Here is a 2,633-nt window from a genome sequence, read left to right on the forward strand (position 1 = left end):
GGGATCGAACCGCTGACCTCCTGCATGCCATGCAGGCGCTCTCCCAGCTGAGCTATGGCCCCATCGTTGGGTGGCGCAAAACGCGCCGTCCGGGTGGTTCCTCGGGTGGCCCGAGCGAACGGGCGGAACCTAGTGAGAAGTGTTTTGCGACGCAAGAGCAAAAATTGTCCGGCGTCGCAAATTTTTCATGCAGCCCCTAAAAGCCCTGTCTACCGTGTACGGTGTGCCCGTGAGGTCACATGGACGAGCCTTAGGCGAGGAGTTTTGCCTGACCCGCCTTGCGGGGCAAATCGATCCGGTGGATCGATTTGAAGGCAGAACGCCCAAGCGAGCTATGCTCGCGGGCTGGGGCGATCGTTCGCCGCGCCGTCGCAGGCGCAGCTAAGGGCATAGCGCGGTTTTAACGCGTCATGCCCGAAGCGGTGCGCGCCGTGAGACAGAGAAACCTCTACCGCTCGTCGTCGTCCACATCCACTTCGATGCCGATATCGTCATCGTCGTCATCTTCTTCGAGGAAGGTGTCGTCGTCATCCCCGCCCAGTTCTTCGTCGACTTCGACGTCTTCGACTTCGGGGATATCGTCCTCGTTGTCGTCATCATCGTCGTCGTCGGCATTGGTTTCCGCGTCATTGAGCGAAATGACCTCGGCGCCCGCTTCCTTGGCGGCAACATCGACGTCCGCTTCCTCGACCTCTGCTTCTTCTACAACCTTGTCCGCCTTGCGCTCCTTGGCGCCGAACTTGGCGGCAGACTTTTCCTGAGCGGCTTCGAAAAAGCTCACGGGATAGGATTTGCCGGTATAGGGCGAGACCACCGGGTCCTTGCCCAGATCGTAAAATTTCTTGCCCGTCACCGGGCATGTCCGCTTGGTACCGCGTTCGTCACTGGCCAAGGCAATTCCCCATTCATCTGCTGCTGTAGGGTTGGTATTTCGAGCGCCCCGGAAAAACGCTACCGGGTTTTCATAGAGGGGCGCAACAGGCATAAAGTGCGGGCGCAACACCCTCTCTCAATAAGGGCGGCCACGTTGGGGTTCGGTTAGCGTGAAATTTTCGCTGCTGTCAAACGCAAAATGTTACCGGCGCCGCCGCAATTGGCAGGCAGAAGCGATCATGCTAAGCCCGACCTCGTTTTTACCCTTTCCAGTCCCGGTCCGTTTGCCATGTCCCACGCCCTCCTGCCCCGTCCGCGCGCCAGCCACAATGCCGGTGCCCTTTCCGGGTCAATAAGGGTGCCCGGCGACAAGTCGATTTCCCATCGCGCCATGATGTTCGGCGCCATGGCCTTGGGCCGCACAAATGTCACCGGCCTGCTTGAAGGCGAGGATGTGCTGGCCACCGGCCGCGCCATGCAGGCGCTCGGCGCTAAGGTCGAAAAGATCGGCGAGACCTGGCACATCGACGGGCTCGGCGTCGGCGGCTTTCTCGCCCCCCGGGCCGATCTCGATTTCGGCAATGCCGGCACCGGCGTGCGGCTCACCATGGGCCTTGTCGGCGCCTATCCCTTCGTTACCCGCTTTGTGGGCGATGCCTCGCTTTCGGCCCGGCCCATGGCCCGCGTGCTCGATCCGCTGCGCGCCATTGGCGTTGAAGTCGTCGAACACCACGAAAACCGTCTGCCCATCGCACTCAAGGGCCCCACCGATCCCGTGCCGGTGCATTACCGTGTGCCCATGGCCTCCGCCCAGGTCAAATCCTGCGTGCTTTTGGCCGGCCTTGTCATCCCTGGCACGACCACGGTGATCGAGCCGATCATGACCCGCGATCACACCGAAAAGATGCTCGAAGGCTTCGGCGCCGATATTGCCATCGCAACCGATGCCGATGGCGTGCGCACCATCACCGTTGCCGGCCTGCCCGATCTCAAGGCGCAGGAATTGATCGTCCCCGGCGATCCCTCCTCGGCCGGCTTCCCGCTCGTTGCAGCCCTCATCGTGCCGGGCTCGGAAGTCACCATCGAAAACGTTCTGATGAACCCCACCCGCACCGGCCTGATCGATACGCTCATTGAAATGGGCGGCGACATCGCAATCGAAAACCGCCGCGTCTCGGGCGGCGAGGACATCGCCGATCTGCGGGTGAAACATTCGCGTTTGAAGGGCGTCTCCGTCCCCGCCTCCCGCGCCCCCTCGATGATCGATGAATACCCGGTCCTCGCCGTTGCAGCCTCTTTTGCGCAAGGCGTCACCCACATGGCAGGGCTCGAGGAGTTGCGGGTGAAAGAATCCGACCGCCTCGCCGCCGTCGCCCGCGGGCTCGAGGCCAATGGCGTTGTCTGCGAGGAGGGCCAAGATTTCCTCACCGTCACCGGCAAGGGCGCCGTCCCTGGCGGTGGCACCGTCGCCACCCACCTCGATCATCGCATCGCCATGAGCTTTCTGGTCATGGGCCTGGCCACCGAAAAGCCCGTCACCGTCGATGACGACCGGATGATCGCGACCTCGTTCCCCAGCTTCGAGCCCGATTTCACCCGCCTTGGCGCCGGATTTTCCCAAAGCGAGGACGCCGCATGATTATCGCGGTGGATGGACCGGCGGCCTCGGGCAAGGGCACCATCGCCGCCGCGCTGGGCCGGTACTTCAACCTGCCCCATCTCGATACGGGCCTGCTCTACCGCGCCGTCGGGCTGGCGGT

General features: G+C 62.7%; 3 protein-coding genes. 2 read left to right on the forward strand and 1 reads right to left on the reverse strand.

The features are described from left to right. Positions 1-448: 448 nt before the first annotated feature. Entirely contained in the window at positions 449-892 is a 444-nt protein-coding gene (locus AACZ55_RS15905) for a TIGR02300 family protein (protein WP_339647655.1), read from the reverse strand. A 270-nt stretch (positions 893-1,162) separates the two neighbouring features. Between AACZ55_RS15905 and aroA the strand changes: the two genes are divergently transcribed. Beyond that, entirely contained in the window at positions 1,163-2,512 is a 1,350-nt protein-coding gene (aroA, locus tag AACZ55_RS15910) for a 3-phosphoshikimate 1-carboxyvinyltransferase (RefSeq protein ID WP_339647656.1), read from the forward strand. Then, a partial coding sequence (locus AACZ55_RS15915) for a (d)CMP kinase (protein ID WP_339647657.1) occupies positions 2,509-2,633 on the forward strand: 125 nt, incomplete at its 3' end. The genes aroA and AACZ55_RS15915, both read left to right, overlap by 4 nt.

This window comes from uncultured Pelagibacterium sp. (assembly GCF_963972885.1).
In the GTDB taxonomy this organism is placed as follows: Bacteria; Pseudomonadota; Alphaproteobacteria; order Rhizobiales; family Devosiaceae; genus Pelagibacterium; species Pelagibacterium nitratireducens.

Coding starts and splice junctions, on each gene's coding strand:
- aroA (WP_339647656.1), top strand. CDS start 1,163: ATGTCCCACGCCCTCCTGCCCCGTCCGCGCGCCAGCCACAATGCCGGT.